Annotated in this window: 13 protein-coding genes; 3 read left to right on the forward strand and 10 right to left on the reverse strand. The window is 63.2% G+C overall.

The window, feature by feature from the left end; all coding sequences use genetic code 11:
* Positions 1 to 48 precede the first annotated feature (48 nt).
* Positions 49 to 822: a ParA family protein gene (locus HWV67_RS21815; protein WP_175652732.1), complete on the forward strand. Its 774-nt coding sequence runs from the start codon at positions 49 to 51 to the stop codon at positions 820 to 822.
* Between the two features lie 174 nt (positions 823 to 996).
* On the opposite strand, the gene selO is transcribed toward HWV67_RS21815, so the two are convergent.
* From selO to betI, 6 genes are all read right to left on the reverse strand, one after another.
* Positions 997 to 2,457 carry a protein adenylyltransferase SelO gene (selO, locus tag HWV67_RS21820; RefSeq protein ID WP_175652733.1) on the reverse strand — a complete coding sequence of 487 codons (1,461 nt, stop codon included), beginning with the start codon at positions 2,455 to 2,457 and terminating at the stop codon, positions 997 to 999.
* A gap of 58 nt (positions 2,458 to 2,515) precedes the next feature.
* Positions 2,516 to 5,854: a mechanosensitive channel MscK gene (gene mscK / locus HWV67_RS21825; protein WP_175652734.1), complete on the reverse strand. Its 3,339-nt coding sequence runs from the start codon at positions 5,852 to 5,854 to the stop codon at positions 2,516 to 2,518.
* Positions 5,855 to 5,894: 40 nt separating this feature from the next.
* Positions 5,895 to 7,637, reverse strand: a complete 1,743-nt coding sequence (locus tag HWV67_RS21830; RefSeq protein ID WP_095156287.1) for a potassium/proton antiporter — start codon at positions 7,635 to 7,637, stop codon at positions 5,895 to 5,897.
* Positions 7,638 to 7,929: 292 nt separating this feature from the next.
* Positions 7,930 to 9,627 (reverse strand): choline dehydrogenase, encoded by a 1,698-nt coding sequence (betA, locus tag HWV67_RS21835; protein ID WP_110970378.1) that lies wholly within the window; start codon positions 9,625 to 9,627, stop codon positions 7,930 to 7,932.
* Between the two features lie 83 nt (positions 9,628 to 9,710).
* Complete coding sequence (betB, locus tag HWV67_RS21840) at positions 9,711 to 11,183, reverse strand: betaine-aldehyde dehydrogenase (RefSeq protein ID WP_175652735.1); 1,473 nt, start codon at positions 11,181 to 11,183, stop codon at positions 9,711 to 9,713.
* Positions 11,184 to 11,212: 29 nt separating this feature from the next.
* A complete protein-coding gene (gene betI, locus HWV67_RS21845; protein WP_175652736.1) occupies positions 11,213 to 11,878 on the reverse strand; it encodes a transcriptional regulator BetI in 666 nt (221 codons plus the stop codon).
* Positions 11,879 to 12,358: 480 nt separating this feature from the next.
* Here betI and HWV67_RS21850 point away from each other — a divergent pair, with 480 nt between their 5' ends.
* The gene (locus tag HWV67_RS21850) at positions 12,359 to 14,305 is read left to right on the forward strand and encodes a BCCT family transporter (RefSeq protein ID WP_256680174.1); all 1,947 of its coding nucleotides are present in this window, start codon (positions 12,359 to 12,361) and stop codon (positions 14,303 to 14,305) included.
* An 86-nt stretch (positions 14,306 to 14,391) separates the two neighbouring features.
* Here HWV67_RS21850 and HWV67_RS21855 read toward each other — a convergent pair whose 3' ends face one another.
* The 4 genes from HWV67_RS21855 to HWV67_RS21870 all read right to left on the reverse strand — a co-directional run bounded on the left by HWV67_RS21855 (position 14,392) and on the right by HWV67_RS21870 (position 19,140).
* Positions 14,392 to 15,951, reverse strand: coding sequence for a diguanylate cyclase (locus HWV67_RS21855; protein ID WP_175652738.1), 1,560 nt, complete (start codon positions 15,949 to 15,951; stop codon positions 14,392 to 14,394).
* Between the two features lie 152 nt (positions 15,952 to 16,103).
* Entirely contained in the window at positions 16,104 to 17,282 is a 1,179-nt protein-coding gene (gene choV, locus HWV67_RS21860) for a choline ABC transporter ATP-binding protein (RefSeq protein WP_110970383.1), read from the reverse strand.
* Positions 17,279 to 18,127, reverse strand: coding sequence for a choline ABC transporter permease subunit (gene choW, locus HWV67_RS21865; RefSeq protein ID WP_175652826.1), 849 nt, complete (start codon positions 18,125 to 18,127; stop codon positions 17,279 to 17,281). The genes choV and choW overlap by 4 nt, the downstream gene beginning before the upstream one ends.
* A 65-nt stretch (positions 18,128 to 18,192) precedes the next feature.
* Positions 18,193 to 19,140 carry a choline ABC transporter substrate-binding protein gene (locus HWV67_RS21870; RefSeq protein WP_095156279.1) on the reverse strand — a complete coding sequence of 316 codons (948 nt, stop codon included), beginning with the start codon at positions 19,138 to 19,140 and terminating at the stop codon, positions 18,193 to 18,195.
* A 450-nt stretch (positions 19,141 to 19,590) separates the two neighbouring features.
* Between HWV67_RS21870 and HWV67_RS21875 the strand changes: the two genes are divergently transcribed.
* Positions 19,591 to 20,967: an L-serine ammonia-lyase gene (locus tag HWV67_RS21875; RefSeq protein WP_175652739.1), complete on the forward strand. Its 1,377-nt coding sequence runs from the start codon at positions 19,591 to 19,593 to the stop codon at positions 20,965 to 20,967.
* Positions 20,968 to 21,047 lie beyond the last annotated feature (80 nt).

Below are 21,047 nucleotides of genomic sequence, written 5' to 3' on the forward strand. Positions count from 1 at the left end.
TGACGGACTCACATACTCGGACATTCCCTGATACACGGAGGTCTTTCCATGCGGCGCGTGGTGTTCAATCAGAAAGGTGGCGTGGGCAAGTCCAGCATCGCCTGCAATCTCGCGGCGGTGAGTGCCAATGAAGGCTATCGGACCCTGCTGATCGACCTGGATGCCCAGGCCAACTCCACCCAGTACCTCACCGGCCTCACCGGCGAGGACATTCCCATGGGGATTGCCGACTTCTTCAAGCAGACCCTGTCTTCCGGGCCGTTTGCCAAGAAGAACAAGGTCGATATCTACGAAACGCCGTTCGACAACCTGCACGTGGTTACTGCGACTGCGGAGCTGGCCGACTTGCAGCCCAAGCTCGAGGCCAAGCACAAGATCAACAAGCTGCGTAAATTGCTCGATGAGCTGGCCGAGGATTACGACCGGATCTACCTGGATACCCCGCCTGCGCTGAACTTCTATGCGGTGTCCGCGCTGATTGCTGCTGATCGTGTGCTGATTCCTTTCGACTGCGACAGCTTCTCGCGTCAGGCGCTGTATGGGCTGTTGGCGGAAATCGAAGAGCTCAAGGAGGACCACAACGAAGACCTGCAGGTCGAGGGGATCGTGGTCAACCAGTTCCAGCCCCGTGCGAGCCTGCCGCAGCAGATGCTTGATGAGCTGCTGGCTGAAGGTTTGCCGGTGTTGCCGGTGTACCTCAATAGCTCGGTGAAGATGCGCGAGTCACATGAGGCCAATCTGCCGCTGATTCACCTTGAGCCGCGGCATAAGCTGACTCAGCAGTTTGTTGAGTTGCATTCTCTGCTTGAAGAGAACGCTTGAGAGCTGTTTTGTCCTGAAGATCGATTGATCGCGAGCGAGCTCGCTCCTACAGGTTCATCGGTGAATCCTGTAGGAGCGAGCTCGCTCGCGATTTTCGGATGGTGCAGGGGCTCAGGTTTGTAGGAGCGAGCTCGTCGGGGCGCCGAACCGTCGCGATGTACGGTCGGCGCTAGCTCAGGAAGAACAGCTGATCTCCAGATGCTTGCCCCACTCCGGCGGCCGCTCGGCATAGGCTTCCATCCCCGGTTGTTCCTCGAATGGCCGGGTCAGCACTTCATGCAGCCGCCGCACTTCCGAGAAATCCCCACCCTGCGCCGCTTCGATAGCGCGCTGCGCCAGGTAGTTGCGCAGGATGTACAGCGGGTTCACGCCATGCATCCGCTCACGCCGCCCGCTGGCGTTATCGGGTTCCCGCGCCACGCGGGCCAGGTAATCCGCTGACCAGCCATCAAAGCCCGCCAAGTCGATGAAGTCATCCCGCACCACGTTCAGCGCCTGCTCCACCGGCTGGTCGCCCAGCTTGCGGAAGAACAGCGTGTAATCCACCGCGCCAGGCTGCATCAGGCTCAGCAGGCGCTGGATCAGCACCTTGTCGTCATCCTCGGCGGTGGTCAGGCCGAGGCGGCGGCGCATCAGGTCGAGGTAGTGCGCCTCGTACAGCGGCAGGAACAACCCAAGGCTTTCCTGCAACGCCTCGACGCTGATGAACGGCGTCAGTGCCTGGGCCAGCGCGCTGAGGTTCCAGTGGGCGACTGGCACCTGGTTGCTGTAGCTGTAGCGGCCCTGGTCGTCGGAGTGGTTGCAGATGAAGCCGGCGTCGAAATCATCAAGGAAGGCGAACGGGCCGAAGTCGAAGGTGATGCCCAGGATCGACATGTTGTCGGTGTTCATCACGCCGTGGCAGAAGCCGTAGGCCTGCCACTTGGCGGTCAGCTCGGCGTTGCGTTCGACGATGGTGCGGAACATCGCCAGGTAAGGCTCGTCGGCGTCGCGGCATTCCGGGAAATGCAGGTTCAGCACGTGCTCGGCGAGGATGCGCTGCTGCTCCGGCTGGCGGGTGTAGTAGAAGTATTCGAAGTGGCCGAAGCGGATATGGCTCGGTGCCATGCGCAGCAGCATGGCCGCGGTTTCCTTGGTTTCGCGCCACACCGGGGTGCTCGAACCGATCACGCACAAGGCCCGGCTGCTGGGGATGCCCAGTGCGTACAGCGCTTCGGAGGCGAGAAACTCGCGGATGGACGAGCGCAGCACTGCGCGGCCGTCGCCCATGCGCGAATACGGCGTCTGGCCCGCGCCCTTGAGGTGCAGGTCCCACGAGTCGCCGGCGTCGTTGCGCACTTCGCCCAGCAACAGCCCGCGGCCGTCACCCAGGCGCGGGTTGTAGGAGCCGAACTGGTGACCGGAATAGACCATCGCCCGCGGCTCGGCCTCGGCCCACAGTTTGTGGCCGCTGAAGATTTCGGCGAAGACGGGGGAATGGGCCTCGGTGGGCTCAAGGTCAAGCAGGGCCATGGCGGCCTCGCTGACGACCACCAGTTGCGGGTCGTCGAGCGGCTCGGGCAGCACCGAGGTGGAGAACGCATCGCCCAGGCGGGCGAAGCGATTGTCGAAGGTCAGTTCGTCGAGGGCTTTCAACGGCCATCTCCTTGGGAAAACCTGAGCATTCTGCAAGGGTATGGCCGTTGGCGTCCAGTCAGGCGGGCTTGTTGTCCGCCCCGCCGTCGGTGTTTTCCGGCGGCAGGATGGTTTTTTCCTTGGCCTCGGTCGGAACCAGTTTGTACTCCTGGCCCTGGGTGTTTTTCAGGTAGATCTCCATCTGGCGGAACGAGATGTTGATGTGCTGGCGCTTGAACTCTTTGTTGATATAGCGGTTGATCTCGTCCAGCACCGGGTTGCGGTCGCCGAGGTCACGCACGTGCATGCGCAGTTCGTGGTCCAGGGTGCTTTCGCCGAAGTTGAGGAAGTAGACGATCGGCGCCGGTTCCTTGAGCACCCGCGGGTTCTCGTTGGCCGCCTGCAACAGCAGGGTGCGCACCAGGTCCAGGTCCGAACCGTAGTCGACGCCCAGCTTGAGGGTTACCCGGGTGACCGTGTCGGTCAGCGACCAGTTGATCAACTGGCCGGTGATGAAGGTTTTGTTCGGGACGATGATGTCCTTGCGGTCGAAGTCGGTGATGGTGGTGGCGCGGATGCGGATCTTGCTCACCGTGCCCGACAGGTTGCCGATGGTGATGGTGTCGCCGATCCGTACCGGACGCTCGAACAGGATCATGATGCCGGAGATGAAGTTGGCGAAGATCTCCTGCATGCCGAAGCCCAGGCCCACCGACAGCGCGGCCACCAGCCATTGCAACTTGTCCCAGCTCACGCCGAGGGCCGACAGGGTCGAGACGAAACCGACCCCGGCAATCACGTAGGAAAGCAGGGTGGTGGTGGCGTAGGCGCTGCCTTGCGCCAGGTTCAGGCGTGACAGCACCAGCACTTCCAGCAGCCCCGGCAGGTTGCCGGCCAGGGCGATGGTGATGCCGATGATCACCAGGGCGCCGATCAGGTCGCCGAGGCTGATCGGCACCATGCTCATGCTCGCGCCGGTGCCGCTGGTGTATTCGTACAGGGTGATGTTGTCGAGGTAGGCGAACACGCTGATCAGGTCGGCCCAGACCCAGTACAGCGCGGCGAGGAAGCCGCCGAGCAGGGCCAGGCGGATCAGGCGCAGGGACTGCTGGTTGACCTGTTCGATGTCCAGGGTCGGTTCTTCCACCACCACTTCGCCGTCCAGGCCTTCCTTGACCGCCTGGCGTTTGCTCAGCGCGCGCTGGTAGGCCAGGCGCCGCGCTGCCACGGCAAGGCCGCGGACGAAGGCGGCTTCGATCACCAGCCAGAACATCAGCAAGTAGAGGGTGTCGATCAGCCGGTCGGTGAGTTTCAGCGCGGTGTAGTAGTAGCCGAAGCACACGGCGACGAACAGCGCGATCGGCAGTGCGGTGAACGCCACACCCACGGCCTTGCGGAACAGCGAGGTGTTGCGGTGGGTCGGGCTGCTCAGCAGCAGGCGGCTGAGCAGCCAGGCCATCAGGGCGTAGCAGGTCAGCACCACGCCGATACCCAGCACGTCATCGGCCAGCGCCGACGGCTGGTGTTCGGCCACCGCCACCACACCCACCAGGGCCAGGACCACGGTGCCGAGGCGGCGGATCCAGCTTCGCAGGAATTCGACCTGCGGTTTTTCCCAGCGGAAATGCAGCTCGGCGACGCCGCCCGGGGCCAGCACGCGGTAGGCGGTGTAGAACACCAGCCAGGCCTGGGCGATCTGCCAGAGCGCGGCGCCGAGGTTGGCGTTCTGACCGCGGGCGTCGATCTGCAGCGCGTAGCCGCACAGCGCGAGGAACAGGCTGACCGGCAGCGCCAGGAGGATGTTGATCAGGATCGCCTGGGGCGTATGCCACTGGCTGTCACGCTTGAAGTGGCCGACGTCGCCGTGGACCTTGCTCAGTTGCTGATACAGATATTTGCGCCGCCAGAGCAGGGCGCCGATCAGCAGCAGCAACGGCAGGAACAGCAGCGGGCGTTGCAGCAGGCCGTCGGCCAGCTCGTTGATCCCGGCGCCCCACGGCAGACTCATCACCTGTTTTTGCAGGCGCTCGGGGACGGTGCGCAGCCACTCCAGGTCCAGCGGCTTGTTGCTGGGGATCCAGAACATCTGCTCGTCGAGGGTGGCGCGCAGGTTCTGCGCGGTGCTCAGCAGTTGTTTCTGGTTCAGTTGCAGGGTGATGGATTCGTTGAGCAGCGCGCTCAGCTCGCGGTTCAGGCGTTCCAGCAGGTCGGAGCGGGTGATCGCCACTTCCAGCAGGGCCTTGCGCAGGTTCGGCGTGACCTGTTCGGCCGGCTGGTTTTCCAGCAGCTTGTCGACGTACTGGCTCGGCGTGCTGATCTGTTCGCGCTGCTGGTTGACCTCGAACTGGTAGAGGCGAATGTCGGCGATCTGGTCAGCCAGGTCGCGGTCGAGCTTGAGGTGCGGCAGCGCCTGCTTCTGTTTGTAGAGGATCTTCGACAGCAGCAGGCTGCCCTTGAGCACGCTGATCTGCTCGTCGAGGGCCTGGTTGGCCTGGGTCAGGCTGTCCAGTTGCTGTTTGGCCTGGAGGTTCTGCTGGGTCAGCTCGTTGAGGCGGTCGGTGCTGCGCAGCAGGTAGTCGGAGAGCTTGAGGTTGGCGGCGCTTTCGGTGGCCAGCAGCGTGCTGCCGCCGGCCTTCTGCGCTTCGATCGACTGCTCGGTGACGGTTTGTTGCGACTGGGCCAGGCGCTTTTCGTTGATCAGCGTCTGCAGGTCCTGGATTTCCTGCTCCATGCGCGCGGCGCGCTCGATCAGCAGGTCGTGCTGGCTGTTGCCGAGGTCTTGCAGCAGGCTGTTGCCGGCCAGTTCCTGGCGGCGCAGCAGGGTCAGGGCGCTGAGCGAGGCCAGTTCGGCATTGAGCTGGTTGCGCTGGTCGGCGGAGAGGGCTTTGCCGCCGTCCTTGCCGAGCTTGAGGCTGGTGTTGATCTGCTGGCTGCGGGTCTGGTTGTTGCTGATCTCGGCCTGGGCACGCTCGGGGCGGGTCTGGGAATTGATGATCAGGCTGTTGGCTTCGGACAGCGCCTTTTGCAGTTCACCTTGCTCGGTGGTGCGCTCGGAGAGCACCTGTTCCAGCTGCGGCACGCTCATCGCGGCGTAGCGCTGGGCCACCGGCACTGACTTGCTGGCCAGCAGCCTGGCCAGTTCGCGCTGGTTCTCGGCGGTCTGCTTCGGTGCGTCGGCCAGTTGCTGCTTGAGCGCGGTCAGACGCTTGTCGTAGTCGTCCTTGCTGGCCAGAAGCGACAGGGTCTGTTCGAGCACCTGTTGCAGCGCTTTCTGGTCGGCCTCCGGCAGTTTGCGCTCGGCGATCTTGTCGAGGCTGTGCTGGACGCTGGCGGTGGTGGGTGGCTCCGCCGCGAAGGCGAAGGAGAGAGACAGGCACAGCCCGAGCAGGGCTGCGCAGGACAGTGTGCGCAGTGACATAGGCAGAGAATTCGTGCAACCAGGCTGGAAAGACTGAAGTTTAGAGGAACAACCCGGGGCCGGGTCGGCTACCTTCCGGGAATTTGATCCCCACTTTCTGGATCTTGTTCCCTTCCATCAGAGCAACGGTCCAGGTCGTGTTGTTCCACTCGATCTGGTCACCGACGATCGGCGCACCGCCGACCTTCTGCTGGATGAAGTGTGCCAGCGGCATTTGCGGATCCTGGCCGTCGAGTTGCAGACCGTACAACGCGGCTACAGCCCCCAGTTCTGCGTCACCTTCGAGCACGAAGTCGCCGAAGAAGCGCAGGTCGAGGCCACGTTGCGGCGCCTGGCTGAACAGTTTTCCGAGGGCCGAAAGGTTGTGTTCGTGACCGATCACGCAGAGCAGATCACCGACTTCGAGCACCGTACTACCCGACGGATGGAGCAGTTGCTGGCCGCGAAACAGGGCCGCGATGCGGGTGCCTTCGGGCATTTTCAGCTCGCGCAGGGCAGCGCCGATGCACCATTTTTCCGCGCCGAGACGGTAGACGAACAGCTCCCACTCGCTGGTGATGTGCACTTCCAGGGCCGAACGCGAGATTGGCGCCGGGTCCGGCGGTACGGTCACTTTCAGCAGGCGCGCGACCCACGGCAGGCTGGTGCCCTGCACCAGCAGCGAGACCAGCACGATGAAGAACGCCAGGTTGAAGTACAACTGAGCCTGGGGCAGGCCGGCCATCAGCGGGAACACCGCGAGAATGATCGGCACCGCGCCGCGCAGGCCGACCCAGGAAATAAAGGCTTTTTCGCGGCCATGGAAGGCCTTGAACGGCAGCAGGCCGACCAGCACCGAGAGCGGCCGGGCGAACAGGATCATCCACAGCGCCAGGGCCAGCGCCGGCAGGGCGATGGGCAGCAGGTCGTGGGGCGTGACCAGCAGGCCGAGGACCAGGAACATGCCGATCTGCGACAGCCAGGCCATGCCGTCGAGCATGTGCAGGATGCCGTGGCGGCTGCGGATCGGGCGGTTGCCCAGCACCAGGCCGAACAGGTAGACGGCGAGGAAGCCGCTGCCGTGCAGGGCGTTGGTCATGGAGAAGATCACCAGGCCACCGGCGATCACCAGAATCGGGTAGAGGCCGCCGGCCAGGTTCATCCGGTTGACCAGTTGCAGCATCAGCCAGCCGCCGCCGAGGCCGAGCACGCCGCCGATGCCGAATTCGCGCACCAGGTGCAGCAACAGGCTCCAGTGCAGGCCGGTCTGGCCGCTGGCGATCATGTCGATGAGGGTGACGGTGAGGAACACTGCCATCGGGTCGTTGCTGCCGGACTCGATTTCCAGGGTGGCGGTGACCCGTTCGTTCAGGCCCTTGCCGCCCAGCAGCGAGAACACCGCAGCGGCGTCGGTGGAGCCGACGATGGCGCCGATCAGCAGGCCCTGCATGAGGTTCAGGTCGAACAGCCAGGCCGCGGCCATGCCGGTGAGGCCGGTGGTGATAAGCACGCCCACCGTTGCCAGCGACAATGCGGGCCACAATGCCACGCGGAAACTTGCCACCCGGGTGCGCAGGCCGCCGTCCAGCAGGATCACGGCCAGGGCGAGGTTGCCCACAAGGTAGGCGACGGGGTAGTTGTTGAAGATGATCCCGCCACCATCGACACCTGCGACCATGCCGACCGCGAGGATGATGACCAGGATAGGGATGCCCAGCCGTGACGACAGCGAACTGACCAGAATACTTGCACCCACCAGCAAAGCGCCGATCAAGAACAGGCTGTTGATGGTGCTCGCATCCAAAGGCGTTACTCCGGGACATCGCGGGGAAGAGGACCTGACTGATAAGCAGGTCGCGTGCCAACCGATTCTAACCTGATGAATTGGCGGGCTGTAAAGCGTTTCCGCAGATGTAGAAAAGGCACCTGTGCAAGGTGCCTTGTTCTTGTGCTGTCTGGACTGGGACCGCTGTGCGGTCCTTCGCGAGCAAGCTCGCTCCCACAGGTTCTGACTGAACTCCTTTTTTACGGGGCCAGACATTTCCTTGTGGGAGCGAGCTTGCTCGCGAAGGCCTGCAAAGCAGGCCCAAATACACTCAACCCTGCTTGAACTCGCGAGCAGGCTTGCCCTTCACCGGTGCGCCATTGGCCACATGGTATTTGGCGGTGCTGCGCGGCAATGGCTGACGATTGCGGATCTTGTCGGCGATTTTCTCGGCGATCATGATCGTCGTGGCATTGAGGTTGCCGGTGATGATGATCGGCATGATCGACGCATCGACCACCCGCAGACCTTCCATTCCGTGCACACGGCCCTGGCCGTCCACGACCGCCATCTCGTCGTCGCCCATCTTGCAGGAGCAGGACGGGTGGAACGCGGTCTCGGCGTGCTCGCGGATGAACTGGTCCAGTTGCTCGTCGGTCTGCACGTGCTCGCCCGGGCTGATTTCGCGGCCGCGGTAAGCGTCCAGTGCCGGCTGGGCCATGATTTCGCGGGTCAGGCGGATGCCGTCGCGGAATTCCTGCCAGTCCTGCTCGGTCGCCATGTAGTTGAACAGGATGCTCGGGTGCTGACGCGGATCCTTCGACTTCAACTGGATACGGCCACGGCTCGGCGAACGCATCGAGCCCATGTGCGCCTGGAAGCCATGTTCCTTCACGCCATTGGAGCCGTTGTAGTTAATCGCCACCGGCAGGAAGTGGTACTGGATGTTCGGCCATTCGAATTCCGGGCGGGTACGAATGAAACCGCCCGCCTCGAACTGGTTGCTGGCGCCGATACCGGTGCCTTTGAACAGCCACTCGGCACCGATGGCCGGCTGGTTCCACCACAACAGCGACGGGTACAGCGACACCGGCTGGGTGCAGGCGTATTGCAGGTACAGCTCCAGGTGATCCTGAAGGTTTTCGCCGACGCCCGGCAGGTCGTGGACCACCGGAATATCGAAGCTTTCCAGCAGCGCGCGGGAGCCCACGCCGGAACGTTGCAGCAGTTGCGGCGAAGCGATGGCGCCGGAGCAGACGATGACTTCCTTGCGCGCACGGGCTTCCACACGCTCTTCGCTGGCGCCTACCAGGTAGGTCACGCCAACGGCGCGCTTGCCTTCGAACAGCACGCGGTCGCTCAGGGCGTGGGTGACGATGGTCAGGGTCGAGCGCTTCTTGGCGGTGTCCAGGTAACCGCGGGCGGTGCTGGAGCGGCGGCCGTTCTTGGTCACGCTCCGGTCCATCGGACCGAAACCTTCCTGCTGGTAGCCGTTGAGGTCTTCGGTGCGCGGGTAACCGGCCTGCACGCCGGCTTCGACCATGGCGTGGAACAGCGGGTTGTTGCCGGCTTTAGGCGTGGCCACGCTGACCGGGCCGTCACCACCGTGGTAGTCGTTCGGGCCGATGTCACGGGTTTCGGCTTTGCGGAAGTACGGCAGGCAGTCCAGGTAAGTCCAGTCTTCAAGGCCCGGCAGCTTGGCCCAGCCGTCGAAGTCCAGGGCGTTGCCGCGGATGTAGCACATGCCGTTGATCAGCGAAGAACCACCCAGGCCCTTGCCGCGACCACATTCCATGCGGCGGCCGTCCATGTGCGGCTCGGGATCGGTCTCGTAGGCCCAGTTGTAGCGGCGGCCTTGCAGCGGGAAGGCCAGCGCGGCCGGCATCTGGGTGCGGAAGTCGGCGCGGTAGTCCGGGCCACCGGCTTCCAGCAGCAGGACGGTGACGCCTTCGTCTTCGGTCAGGCGGGTCGCCAGGGTGTTACCGGCCGAGCCGGCACCGACGATGATGTAGTCGAAAATATGGGACATGTTCAGTTCCCTCATTGGGCAGTAGGCGGGGAGAGCGGGAGGCGCCCGGCCAGCAAGGACCGGGCGCGGCTACAAAAGGGCGCTTAGAACACCGAGGTGTAGGAGCCCAGCTCGACCTGTACCGACTTGATGCGGGTGTACTGGGCCAGCGAGCTGACGCCGTTTTCGCGGCCGACGCCGGATTGCTTGTAGCCACCGACCGGCATTTCCGCCGGCGACTCGCCCCAGGCGTTGATCCAGCAGATGCCGGCTTCGAGCTTGTGGATGATGCGGTGGGCGCGGCTGATGTCGTTGGTGCAGACACCGGCGGCCAGGCCGTATTCGGTGTCGTTGGCGCGACGGATCACTTCTTCTTCGGTTTCGTAGCTGAGGATGCTCATGACCGGGCCGAAGATCTCTTCCTTGACGATGGTCATGTCGTCACGGCAGTCGGTGAACACGGTCGGCGCGACGAAGGCGCCCTTGGCGAATTCGCCGTCGGTCAGGCGCTCGCCGCCACACAGGACGCGGGCACCTTCTTCCTTGCCCTTGGCGATGTAGCCGAGGACGTTTTCCAGGTGCGCGAAGCTGACCAGCGGACCGAAGTTGGTGTTCTCGTCTTCCGGGTTGCCGACGCGGATGCGGGCGACACGTTCAACGATTTTCGCTTCGAAAGCGGCCTTCAACGATACCGGAACGAACACGCGGGTGCCGTTGGTGCAGACCTGACCGGAGCTGTAGAAGTTGGCCATCATGGCGATGTCGGCGGCCTTGTCCAGGTCGGCGTCGTCGCAAATGATCAGTGGCGATTTGCCGCCCAGTTCCATGGTCACTTCCTTCAGCGAGGAGCTGGAGGCGCTGGCCATGACTTTCTTGCCGGTGACGGTGCCGCCGGTGAAGGAGACTTTCTCGATGCGTGGGTGCTCGGTCAGCCAGGTGCCGACTTCGCGGCCGCTGCCGGTCAGGACGTTGAACACGCCGTCCGGCAGGCCGGCTTCGGTGTAGATCTCGGCCAGTTTCAGGGTGGTCAGCGAGGTGACTTCGCTCGGCTTGAAGATCATCGCGTTACCGGCGGCCAGGGCCGGGGCGGATTTCCACAGGGCGATCTGGATCGGGTAGTTCCACGCGCCGATACCGACGGTGACGCCCAGCGGCTCGCGACGGGTGTAGACGAACGACGATTCGCGCAGCGGGATCTGCTCGCCTTCGATGGCCGGGACCAGGCCTGCGTAGTATTCCAGCACGTCGGCGCCGGTGACGATGTCGACGTAGCGGGTTTCCGAGTAGGACTTGCCGGTGTCCAGGGTTTCCAGGGCGGCCAGCTCGTCGTTGCGCTCGCGCAGGATGTCGACGGCGCGGCGCAGGATGCGCGAACGCTGCATGGCAGTCATCGCGGCCCAGACTTTCTGGCCACGTTCGGCGCTTTCGACGGCGCGCTCGACGTCAGCCTCGGTAGCACGTTGCACATGGGCGAGGACTTCGCCGTTGGCCGGGTTGATGGCTTCGAAAGTGGCATCGCTGCCAGCGTCGACATAACCACCATCAATGTAGAGTTTTTGCGTTTCGAAACGGGCCATAGTGTCCTCGCAAGTGCAATGTGTTTTGGCTATCCGGCAGCGACTCCCGATTTGTTTCGGGTCTTGCTGCGCGGGGTTTCAGAGGCCTGGTTCTGTACGTCCGGGCTCGTCTGTTTCGCCAGTTGTAGATCCATGTATTCGTAAGCGATTTGTTGCGCCTGGGTGGTGTCGAAGGCGTCTCCGGACAGCGCACCGCGCAGCCACAGACCGTCGATCAACGCTGCCAGGCCGCGGGCTGCGCTGCGTGCTTCGGGCAGCGGCAACGCTCGGCGGAACTGGCTGCACAGGTTGGAATACAAGCGGTGATCGTTGATCCGCTGCAACCTGTGCAAGGACGGCTGGTGCATGCTGGTGGCCCAGAACGCCAACCAGGTTTTCATTGCCGGGCCATTGACCTGGCTAGCGTCGAAGTTGCCTTCGATGATCACCTGCAGGTGGGCACGCGGGCTGTCGTCCGTGAGTGCCTGGCGGCGAGCGGCGACGCCCTCGCTCAACACCGTCATCAAATACTGCATGGTCGCTGCGATCAGGCCGTTCTTGTCCCGAAAGTAGTGACTGATGATGCCATTCGACACACCGGCCAAACGGGCGATCAGCGCAATGCTGGCGTCCCCCATGCCGACCTGGTCGATAGCCGTGAGTGTGGCTTCGATCAACTGCTGGCGGCGAATGGGTTGCATACCGACCTTGGGCATCTGGCAAATCTCCTCAGGCCTGCGAGCAGACGACAAGCGGCTGACTCGGCGAAGGCCAGTCTATTTTGTTTTGATTGAACGTTCAATCAACAAAGAATAAGCTCTGCGACAATTTGTGCCATTGACAGGATTTTGAGCCCGTCAGAAGGCACGAATTGGCACCCCGGAAAGCCGTGGAGCCCCGTAAAACATGGTGTTTCACGCGCATAGACGCACCGTTGAACAGCGTTGCCGTCCGGCCAGTGGCCGCGCGGCGCAACCCTCGAGCCGGGGTTTTCAGCCTGTTTTTCAACGCATTCGATTTGGGACCACGGTTTTTCAAGGTGCTTTTATAACACCTGACGCAATGGGGCTATTGCACCAATTGCGCGGGTGAACGGGTCGTTTCACTTTTTCTCACGCACCGCCTGGAGCATCCGTGCAATGAGTTCTGCCTCCCTGATAAAGACCCCCGTCGAGAGGGTCCGGGTCAACAGCGTGGTGTTTTTCACCTCCACCCTGCTGATCCTGTTGTTGACTGCCTTGCTGATCGCAGTTCCGGAAACCGCAGGCCACGTGCTCGGTCAGGCTCAGGCCTGGCTGTCGCGCAGCTTCGGTTGGTATTACATGCTGGTGATCGGTGGCTACCTGGTGTTTGTCATCGCCATCGCCTTTTCGTCCTACGGCAAGCTCAAGCTCGGCGGCAAGGATGACAAGCCGGACTTCAGCTACGGCGCCTGGGCCGGCATGCTGTTTTCCTCCGGCATCGGCATCTCGCTGTTGTACTTCGGTGCTTCCGAGCCGCTGGATCACTACTACAACCCGCCCGAAGGTGCTTCGGCCAGCCTGCAGTCTGCCCGCGCCGGCCTGCAACTGACCTTCCTGCACTGGGGCCTGCACGGCTGGGCGATCTACGCGCTGGTCGGGTTGGCCGTGGCCTACTTCGCCTACCGTCACAACCAGCCGCTGGCCCTGCGTTCGGCGCTGTACCCGCTGGTCGGCGAGCGTTGGGTCAAGGGTGCCGCCGGGCATACCGTGGACATCTTCGGCATGTTCGTGACCCTGCTGGGTCTGGTGACTAACCTCGGCATCGGTTCGATGCAGGTGTCGTCGGGCCTGGAATACCTGTTCGGCATGGAACACAGCAACACCAACCTGCTGATCGTCATCCTGGTGATGAGCACGGTGGCGACCATCGCTGCGGTGTCGGGTGTGGAAAACGGCATCCGCCGCCTGTCCAACCTGAACATCATTCTGTTCAGCGGCCTGCTGCTGTTCGTCCTGCTCAACGGCCCGACCCTGCACCTGCTTAATAGCTTCGTGCAGAACATCGGTGACTACCTCAACGGCGCGATCCTCAAGACCTTCGACCTCTACGTCTACGAAGGCGATGCGGCCAAGTCCGAGCGCTGGCTGGGCCTGTGGACCGTGTTCTATTGGGCCTGGTGGATTTCCTGGGGTCCGTTCGTCGGCATGTTCATCGCCCGGATCTCCCGCGGCCGCACCGTGCGCGAGCTGGTGGCCGGCGTGCTGCTGATCCCGCTGGGCTTCACCCTGGCGTGGCTGTCGATCTTCGGTAACACCGCGCTGGACCTGGTGATGAACCACGGCGCGGTGGAGCTGGGACGAACGGCGCTGGAGCAGCCGTCGATGTCGATCTACCAACTGCTGGAGCACTTCCCGGCAGCCAAGATCGTCGTGGGTGTCGCCGTGTTCGTCGGTTTCGTGCTGTTCCTGACACCCGCCGACTCCGGCGCGGTGATGATGGCCAACCTGTCGTGCAAAGGCGGCAGCGTCGACGAAGACGCGCCGCACTGGCTGCGTATCCTCTGGTCCGCGATCATCACCATCGTCACCGTCGGCCTGCTTTTCGCCGGTAACTTCGAGGCGATGCAGACCATGGTGGTGCTGGCCGGCCTGCCGTTCTCGGTGGTGCTGGTGGTGTTCATGTTCGGCCTGTACAAGGCGATGAAACAGGACAGTCAGGTCGAGCAGGAACAGGCCGAATTGGCCGCGCGCGGTCGTCGTGGTTTCAGCGAGCGGCTAAGCCAGCTCGACCTGCAACCGACCCAGGCGATGGTCCAGCGTTTCATGGACAAGCAGGTCAGCCCGGCGCTGAAAGACGCCGCCGCGCAATTGCAGGGCATGGGCCTGGCGGTGGAAACCCGCGTCGGTCAGTCCCGCTCGTCCCTGGGTCTGCGCGTGACCATGGAAGAGGGCAACCCCTTCGTCTACGAAGTGAGCCTGGATGGCTACCTGGCCGCGCCGAACGAGGCGCCGGCGGAAGGCGAAAGCGAAGTGCGCCAGCGCTTCTACCGCGCCGAGGTCTACCTGCACAACGGCAGTCAGGAATATGACCTGATGGGCTTCACGCCCGACCAGATCACCCGTGACGTGCTGGATCAGTTCGACAGCCACCGCCAGTTGCTGGGGCGCGTGTATAGCTGATCGTCGATCGCTGAAATGAACAAAGGGCCTTGCCGGTGACGGTGAGGCCCTTTTTCATTCCGGCTTCCAGACCCTGCGTAATACCGTTAACCCACCACCCGATTGCGCCCGCCTTGCTTGGCCCGGTAGAGGTTCTCGTCCGCCTGCTTGAGCACTTCGGCGGCGCTGTTCGCCTGCGGCCCGCGGCAGCCGACGCCGATGGACAGGGTGATGTGCCCGACCCCGGTCACGGCCGTGGCCTCGATGCTGGCGCGGATCCGCTCGGCGATGGCGCAGGCGGCGGTGACGTCGGTGTCCGGCAGCAGCAGGACGAACTCTTCACCGCCCGCACGGCAGGCCAGATCGCCGGTGCGCGAGTGCCGGGCAATGATCTCGGCCACCTGCTTGAGCGCCACATCGCCGGCATCGTGGCCGTAGGTGTCGTTGACCCGTTTGAAGAAATCGATATCCAGCTCCAGCGCCGAATAGGCTTGCTGCGACTGGTCGAGCAAAGCCAGTGCGGCGTCCATTGCGCGGCGGTTTGCGAGGCCGGTCATCGGGTCGCTCTGGGCTTGTTCGTTGAGCCGGCCGATCTTGCGGTGGATAAGGCTGACGCTGTCGATCAGAGCCTGGCGGATGGCGGCCGGCTCCTTGTACCAGGCCTTGATGCGGCCCAATTGATCGATGGTCTGTGGTTGCGACAGGCGTGTCGCGTTGTCCGCCAGTTGTTGCAGTGGGTGGGTGATCCAGCGGGCACCGAACCAGAGCAGCAACAAGCCGATCACGCTGGCCGGGAGCAGGTCCACGAACATGTCGCGCATCAGCCGGCCAAGGGTGGACAGGGCGATACCCCGCGGTTGTTGCGCGACCACCGCCCAGTCGGCATTGGCCACCGGGGCATAGCCCGCGAGCATAGGCACGCCCTGGGAATTGTTCGCCTCAAGGGTGCCGCTCTCTCCGTGCAGGGCCGCATCCACCGTGGCGCTGCTGCTGAGGACTTCGCCGATGCGGTTGGCGTCGGGATGATGCAGCAGGCGCCGGTGCTTGTCGGCGACGAAGGCGAACGTGCCGTCGTTGTGGAAATGGTTCGAGACGATCGTGCTCAGCGCGCTGTCCTTCTGGATATACACCGCTCCGCCGAGTACACCGAGAAAAGTGCCGTCCGCGGCGAAAATGGGCTGTGAGATGAACACCATCAGGTTGCCGTTGGCGGCGGGGTAGGCGGGGCTGACCAGCGGGCGGCGCAGCGTCACGGCCCGCTGCATTTCCTCTGAGTCCAGCTTGCTGCCCACGGCCAGCAGGTTATCGGGATGGCTGTGCAGCACCATGCCCCCGGCGTCAGTGATGACCACCGTGTTGAATGCGTTGTCCTGGGCTTGCAAGCGTTTGGCTTCGGCGTGCATGAGGTGAGGGTTTGTGTAGTCCTCGGCCAGTTGCAGCGCACTGTAGTGCAGGTGGGCGTGGGCCGATTTGATAAAGGCGCCGATGCTGGAGGCCACCTTGGCAGCGTAGGCGTGGTTGGCTTCCAGGGTCGCGTGGATGAGGGCGTCACGCTGGACGCCATAGGCCACCGCCAGGCTGTTGGCCAGGGTCGCCAGGGCCGAAAACAGGGCGAAGGCCAGCATCAGGCTGCGCAAGTTGAGGAAGTGGAAGGTGCGGCGTTTCATCGCGTGCGGGACGTCCTTGAGAAGGGCACGCGATTGAGGATAGGCGGGATTGGCGAATGTATTGGGACCGCTTTGCGGTCCTTCGCGAGCAAGCTCGCTCCCACCAGGGGATGAGCCGCGCTCTGCTTGCTCGCGAAGGACCGGATCAAGGCTCAGCCGTGGTTTTTGCCCAGCAGCGCGTGATACAGCTCGCTGTCGCCGAGAATCCCCACCACACGGTTGTCCTCTTGCAGCACCAGCTTGTTGCCGGTCTGGTAGCGGATCTGCAGCGCTTCGCGCATGCCGATGTTGACGTTGACCAGCGTCGGTTTGCGGCCAAGGCCTTCCACGGCCTCGCCCGGCGCCCAGTTCTGCAGGTCGAGGCCGTTCACGCCCTGACGGGCACCCTTGATGGTGTTGCCTTCGGCCAGGTCGAGCCAGGAATCGCCGCTCGGGTCCAGGCACACCGAGCCATTGATACGTTTGCACTGGTCCAGCGTGCGCATCAGGCTGCGACCGCAGAGGACGTTGAGCGGATTGGTATGGGCCACGAAGGTGCGCACGTAGTCGTCCGCCGGGTTGAGGACGATCTCTTCCGGCTTGCTGTACTGGATGATCTTGCCGTCTTTCATGATGGCGATACGGGTACCGAGCTTCAGCGCTTCGTCTAGGTCGTGGCTGACGAAAACGATGGTCTTGTTCAGCTTGTGTTGCAGTTCCAGCAGTTCGTCCTGCAAGCCCTGGCGGATCAGCGGGTCAAGGGCTGAGAACGGTTCGTCCATCAGCAGGATGTCGGCATCCATGGCCAATGCACGGGCGAGGCCGACGCGCTGCTGCATGCCGCCGGAGAGTTCGTCGGGCTTCTTGTTGCGCCACTGGGTCAGGCCCACCAGTTCCAGCTTCTCGTCCACCAGCTTGCGCCGCTCTTTCTCCGGGCGACCCTGCATTTCGAGGCCGAAGCTGATGTTCTCGCGTACCGTCAGCCAGGGCATCAGGGCGAACTTCTGGAACACCATGGCGATGCGCTGGGTGCGCATCATCTTCAGTTCCGCCGGGGTGCAGTGGGCGATGTCGATGTGCGAGCCTTCATGCTCGACGTACAGCTTGCCGCGGCTGACGGTATTGAGACCGTTGATGCAGCGCAGCAGGCTGGATTTGCCCGAACCGGACAGGCCCATCAGCACGCAGATTTCGCCTTTGTTGATGTCCAGGTTGGCTTTTTCCACGCCCACCACCAGCCCGGTCTTCTTGAGGATTTGCTCCCGCGTAAGGCCTTGGTCTAGCAGGCTGAGTGCCTCACGCGGTCGATTGGAGAAGATGACGTCTACGTCTTCGAAGCGAATGATGCTCATGCCTCACCCCTTACCTGTACATCGGGTTGTTTGCAGATACGGTCGAGCATGATTGCCAGCAGTACGATCGCCAGGCCCGCTTCGAAGCCCAGGGCGATATCGGCAGTGTTCAGTGCGTTGACCACGGGTTTGCCCAGGCCATCGGCCCCCACCAGCGCGGCAATCACCACCATCGACAGCGACAGCATGATGCACTGGGTGATACCGGCCGCGATGCTTGGCATCGCATGGGGCAGTTCAATACGGGACAGCAGTTGTCGGCGCGAGCAGCCAAAGGCCTTGCCGGCGTCGAGCAGTTCCTGGGGCACGTCGCGGATACCCAGGTAGGTCAGGCGGATCGGCGCGGCGATGGCGAACACCACCGTCGAAATCAGCCCGGGAACCACACCCAGACCGAACAGGGTCAGGGTCGGGATCAGGTAAACGAAGGTAGGAACTGTCTGCATCAGGTCGAGGACCGGGCGCATGGCGGTGTAGAACATCGGCTTGTGCGCGGCGACGATACCCAGCGGCACGCCGATGGCCACGCAGACCAGGGTGGCGAACAGCACCTGGGCCAGGGTCTCCATGGTTTCCTGCCAGTAACCCAGGTTGAGGATCAGCAGGAACGACGCCACGCAAAAGGCGGTCAGCGCCCACTTTCGCTGGATCAGGTGTGCGCCCAGTGCGATCAGCCCGATGAGGACGAACGGGTTGAACCAGGTCAGTGCCCCGGTCACTCCGTGAATCATCCATTCCAGCGCCGCGGCGAAGGCATCGAAGTAATTGGCGCCGTGTTGGGTCAGCCATTCAACGAAGGCCGCGATGTGCTGGCCCAAGGGTATTTTTTGATCGATCAGCATGATAGCGAGCGTCCACCTGCAAGGATTCGAAAACTCCCCGCGGCGGTCTCGCCGCCGCGGGGGCGTGCTTACTGCGTGAGTTTGGCCTTGGCCGCTTCCAGGCCGGGTTTGCCGTCTACGGTGGTTACGCCGGCCAGCCAGGTGTCGAGCACCTGCGGGTTGTTTTTCAGCCAGGCCTTGGCGGCGGCGTCGGGTTTGGTCTTGTCGTCGAGGACGTTGCCCATCAGCGTGCTTTCCATGTCCAGGGTGAAGGACAGGTTTTTCAGCAGTTGACCGACGTTGGCGCATTCCTGGGTGTAACCCTTGCGGGTGTTGGTCAGCACCGTGGCCTTGCCGAAGTCAGGGCCGAAGAAGTCATCGCCGCCGCTCAGGTACTGCATCTTGAAGCGCTTGTTCATCGGGTGCGGTTCCCAACCGAGGAACACCACATCGGTGCCGCGTCGTGCTGCGCGATCGACTTGCGAGAGCATGCCGGCCTCGCTCGATTCGACCACCTTGAAACCGGCGTCTTTCAGGCCGAAGGCGTTCTTGTCGATCATGCTCTGGATGGTGCGGTTGCCGTCGTTGCCGGGCTCGATGCCGTAGATCTTGCCGTCAAGCTCCTTCTTGAATTTGGCGATGTCGGCGAAGTCCTTCAGGCCTTTGTCATACAGCGCCTGGGGGACCGCGAGGGTGTACTTGGCGTTTTCCAGGTTGGCGCGGACGGTTTCCACGGTGCCGGCATCGCGGTACTGCTTGATGTCGTTTTCCATGGTCGGCATCCAGTTGCCGAGGAACACGTCCATGTTCTTGCCGTCGGCCAGCGACTTGTAGGTCACCGGGACGGAGATCATGGTGGTGCGGGTCTTGTAGCCCAGCGCTTCGAGAACGGCGCTGGTCACAGCGGTGGTCACGGTGATGTCAGTCCAGCCGACATCGGAGAAGTTGACGGTGTGACACGCTTCAGGCTCGGCGGCCTGGGCCAGCGCCGGGAGGCTCAGTAGCGCGGCCAGTAACAGCGAAGGTGAACCTTTCATGAATGGACTCCTTAGTGTTTTTTTTCGGGTGTCCCACGGGACCGCCGTGCTTTATGTCTGCATTCGGTCGGGCCTGGCTGCCGGGCGACAGCGGGACGAGTGCCGTGCAATCGAGTCGATACCGATCATCTACCAGCGAAAAACAAACGCCTACAGGGTGCGTCGTAACCAGTACAGGCAGGGTCGCATCCAGTGCCAATGAGGTCGCATATGGATTCATCGGCCCCGATAAACGCTCTTTCGTCCAATCTGCGCCGCAAAAAAACGGCGCTTTCAGGCCGCTCGCAAGGGGCGGCGTTGCTGGACAAGAGTGAGTCGGTTGCAGACGTCAGGGGCAGTGCCAAAAGCCTGATGATGCGCGGAATCGGCGGATTGCCGCCCAGTCAGCGTAGCAGCTGTGGCCTCCGTGCCCGGGCTGCGTACACCTGCCCAATCAGGAGGTTCGTGGCCATGGCCATCAGTGTGTTCGACCTGTTCAAGATCGGCGTCGGCCCGTCCAGTTCCCATACCGTCGGGCCCATGCGCGCCGCGGCTCTGTTCGTCCAGGGCCTGCGCGAGCGGGGCGAGCTGGAGCAGGTGCGCCGCGTCGAAGTGCGCCTCTACGGTTCGCTGTCGGCCACCGGTGTCGGCCACGGCAGCGACAACGCCGTGATCATGGGCCTGATGGGCGAATGGCCGGACGCGATCGACCCGTCGCAGATCGGCATCCGCATCGCCACCCTGCGCGAAACCGACACCCTGCTGCTCGACGGCCGCCTGTCCGTACCCTTTATCTGGCAGCGCGACATGCGCCTGCTGGACGAGAACCTGCCCTACCATCCCAACGCCATGACCCTGGTGGCCGAAGGCGCTGACGGCGAGCTGCACAGCGACACGTATTACTCGGTAGGTGGCGGCTTTGTGGTCGACGCGGCGCAGGCCGCCAGCGGTGTGCTGGACAGCGACAACACCGTGCTGCCCTACGATTTCAACAGCGCCGAGGAACTGCTCGAACGCTGCAAACAAAACGACATGCGCGTGTCGCAATTGATGCTGGAAAACGAGAAGGTCTGGCGCAGCGAAGCGGAGATTCGCGCCGGCCTGATGAAGCTCTGGCAGGCCATGCAGGACTGCGTGGAAAGCGGCCTGAAATACGAAGGCATCCTGCCCGGCGGCCTCAATGTGAAACGCCGCGCGGCCAAGTTGCACCGCAGCCTTCAGGAGCTGGGCAAGCCCAATGTGATCGGCTCGACCCTGAGCGCGATGGAGTGGGTCAACCTCTACGCCCTGGCGGTCAACGAAGAAAACGCCGCAGGCGGGCGCATGGTTACCGCACCCACCAACGGCGCGGCGGGGATCATTCCTGCGGTGCTGCATTACTACATGCGCTTCAGCGATGAAGTCAGCGAAGCCTGCGTGGTGGACTTCTTCCTCGCAGCAGCCGCGGTGGGCATCCTGTGCAAGAAGAACGCGTCGATTTCCGGTGCCGAAGTCGGTTGCCAGGGCGAGGTCGGCTCGGCCTGCGCGATGGCTGCGGCGGGGCTTGCCGAAGTGCTCGGCGCGACTCCGGCGCAACTGGAGAACGCCGCCGAAATTGGCCTGGAACACAATTTGGGTCTGACCTGCGACCCGGTCGGCGGATTGGTCCAGGTGCCGTGCATCGAGCGCAACGCCATCGCCGCAGTCAAGGCGATCAACGCCGCGCAGATGGCCTTGCGCGGTGACGGCGAGCACTTCATTTCCCTCGACCGGGTGATCCGCACCATGCGCGATACCGGCGCCGACATGCACGACAAGTACAAAGAAACCTCCCGCGGCGGTCTGGCGGTCAGCGCCATCGAGTGCTGAGTTCGCTGCGCCGTTTTCGCTCACCTGCCCACGCCCGCGCCGCCTTTTGGCGCGTGGGCGAAAGGCCAGTTTTTCCTACG

The sequence above is a fragment of the Pseudomonas sp. Marseille-P9899 genome, from assembly GCF_903166565.1.
GTDB lineage: Bacteria > Pseudomonadota > Gammaproteobacteria > Pseudomonadales > Pseudomonadaceae > Aquipseudomonas > Aquipseudomonas huaxiensis.

What these genes read in the sequence shown, in the direction of transcription:
- HWV67_RS21815 (WP_175652732.1), top strand. Translation starts at nt 49, where the DNA reads ATGCGGCGCGTGGTGTTCAATCAGAAAGGTGGCGTGGGCAAGTCCAGC.
- mscK (WP_175652734.1), bottom strand. Translation starts at nt 5,854, where the DNA reads ATGTCACTGCGCACACTGTCCTGCGCAGCCCTGCTCGGGCTGTGCCTG.
- betA (WP_110970378.1), bottom strand. Translation starts at nt 9,627, where the DNA reads ATGTCCCATATTTTCGACTACATCATCGTCGGTGCCGGCTCGGCCGGT.
- betB (WP_175652735.1), bottom strand. Translation starts at nt 11,183, where the DNA reads ATGGCCCGTTTCGAAACGCAAAAACTCTACATTGATGGTGGTTATGTC.
- betI (WP_175652736.1), bottom strand. Translation starts at nt 11,878, where the DNA reads ATGCCCAAGGTCGGTATGCAACCCATTCGCCGCCAGCAGTTGATCGAA.
- HWV67_RS21855 (WP_175652738.1), bottom strand. Translation starts at nt 15,951, where the DNA reads ATGAAACGCCGCACCTTCCACTTCCTCAACTTGCGCAGCCTGATGCTG.
- choV (WP_110970383.1), bottom strand. Translation starts at nt 17,282, where the DNA reads ATGAGCATCATTCGCTTCGAAGACGTAGACGTCATCTTCTCCAATCGA.
- HWV67_RS21870 (WP_095156279.1), bottom strand. Translation starts at nt 19,140, where the DNA reads ATGAAAGGTTCACCTTCGCTGTTACTGGCCGCGCTACTGAGCCTCCCG.
- HWV67_RS21875 (WP_175652739.1), top strand. Translation starts at nt 19,591, where the DNA reads ATGGCCATCAGTGTGTTCGACCTGTTCAAGATCGGCGTCGGCCCGTCC.